General features: G+C 74.2%; 2 protein-coding genes. Both read right to left on the bottom strand.

The genetic code is table 11. The annotated features are described in order from the left end of the window. Positions 1-1,553, bottom strand: a 1,553-nt coding sequence (locus ACE3Q3_RS16435; RefSeq protein WP_374447905.1) for a 3-hydroxyacyl-CoA dehydrogenase NAD-binding domain-containing protein, incomplete at its 3' end; no start/stop codon positions are given. A gap of 128 nt (positions 1,554-1,681) precedes the next feature. Continuing rightward, the gene (locus ACE3Q3_RS16440; RefSeq protein WP_374447907.1) at positions 1,682-1,885 is read right to left on the bottom strand and encodes a CsbD family protein; all 204 of its coding nucleotides are present in this window, start codon (positions 1,883-1,885) and stop codon (positions 1,682-1,684) included. Positions 1,886-2,040 lie beyond the last annotated feature (155 nt).

Consider the following 2,040-nt stretch of genomic DNA (forward strand, 5'->3'; position numbering starts at 1 on the left):
GGGAAGCCGAAATCGTAGAGCACCCGGTCGACCTGCTGCGGCAGCGCCCCCTCCAGGACGAGGCGTTCGGCCTGGCGGCCGCGGGCGCGCAGCATGCGGTTGCCGACGAAGCCGTCGCAGACCCCGACCACGACCGGCACCTTGCCGATGCGCTTGGCGACCGCCAGCGACGTCGCCAGAACCGCCGGGGCCGTCGCCTTGCCGCGGACGATCTCCAGCAGCTTCATGACGTTGGCAGGGCTGAAGAAATGCAGGCCGACGACGCTCCCGGGCCGCCCGGTGGCGGTCGCGATGTCGTCGACGTCGAGGGTCGAGGTGTTGGTCGCCAGGATCGCGCCTGCCTTGGCATGGCGATCCATCTCCGCGAAGACGGACTTCTTGATGGCGGTGTCCTCGAACACCGCCTCGATCACGAGGTCGGCCGTGGCGATGTCGGCGATCGCAAGCGACGGCCGGATGCGTTCCATCAGCCCCTCGACCGTGTTCCGGCCGAGGCCGCCGCGCCGGGCCGTCGCGTCCCAGTTCCGCCGGATGGTCGCGAGCCCGCGGTCGAGCGCCGCCTGCGCCGTCTCGACGAGCACGACCGGCACCCCGGCCGCCGCGAAGCACATGGCGATGCCGCCGCCCATCGTCCCGGCGCCGATCACCGCCACCTCGTCGACCCGGGCGACCGGGGTGTCGCGGCCGACGCCCGGCACCTTCGCCGCCTCGCGCTCGGCGAAGAAGATGTGGCGCTGGGCGCGCGACTGCGCCGATGCCTTGAGTTCGGTGCAGAGCGCGCGCTCGAGCGCGAGGCCGTCGTCGAACGGCTGCTCGACGGCGGCCTGGACGGCCTGGATGGCGTAGAGCGGCGCCTGCCGGCCGCGCGCCCGCCGCGCCGCGGCGGCGCGCGCCGCCGCGAACGGCGTGTCCTGGCCCCGGAAGGGGGCGATCCGGTCGTCCCGGTCGCGCAGGCGCGGGCGTGCGCCTTCGGCGGCCCGGGCGCGGGCGAAGGCCAGCGCCGCCGCGTCGAGGTCGCCCTCGACGACCGCGTCCAGGATGCCGGCCGCCAGCGCCTCCGCGGCGCCGATCATCTCGCCGGTGGCGATCATCTCCAGCGCCTTCTCGACACCGACGGCGCGCGGCAGCCGCTGGGTGCCGCCACCGCCGGGGATGATGCCGAGCTTCACTTCCGGAAGCCCGACCCTGGCGCCGGCGACAGCGACCCGCCAGTGACAGGCGAGGGCCAGTTCGAGCCCGCCGCCGAGCGCCGTGCCGTGGATGGCGGCGACGACCGGCTTGCGGCAGGCGTCGATGGCCGCCAGCACGGTCGACAGGACGGGTTCGACCGCCGGCCGGTCGAACTCCGTGATGTCGGCGCCGGCGACGAAGGTGCGGCCGTCGCAGCGGATGACGATGGCGACCGCCTCGGGGTCGGCGTCGGCCGTCTGCACCGCCGCCAGGATGCCGCTGCGCACGGCATGCGACAACGCGTTGACGGGCGGGTTGGCGATGGTGATGCGGGCGACGTCGCCGGCACGGTCGGAGCGGACGAGGGTCTCCGGGTCGGCCATGCTTCCTCCGGTGGGGGCTTCTTCGGGTTCGGGCGCCCGCACCCTAGTCCCATCCCGCGCGCAGCGAAACGGGGCCGGCCCCGCCCGGGACCGGCCCCGTCGCGGGCCACCGGCGCGATGGACGGCCGTCAGAACCGGGTGCGGCTCTCCCACGCGCGGACGTCGGCCTCGGCGCGCTCGCGCTCGATGCCGTAGGCCTCCTGGATGCGGCCGACGAGCTGGTCGCGCTTGCCGTCGATGACGTCGAGCTGATCGTCGGTCAGCTTGCCCCACTGCTCCTTGACCTTGCCCTTGGCCTGCTTCCAGTTGCCGGCGATCTGATCCCAGTTCATCTGCGTGCTCCTTCTTCTCGGTGTCGGGAAACGGACAGTGCATGAACCGGCCAATGCGGCTTCGGGTTCCCCCGGCCGGCCGGAACCGCCGTCGGCGCGCGGTCGTTGACGGGCACGACCGCCGGCGCCCGGAGCGGCCGGCCGGCCCAACCTGC

It is taken from the genome of Allostella sp. (assembly GCF_041913585.1).
Classification (GTDB): domain Bacteria; phylum Pseudomonadota; class Alphaproteobacteria; order ATCC43930; family Allostellaceae; genus Allostella.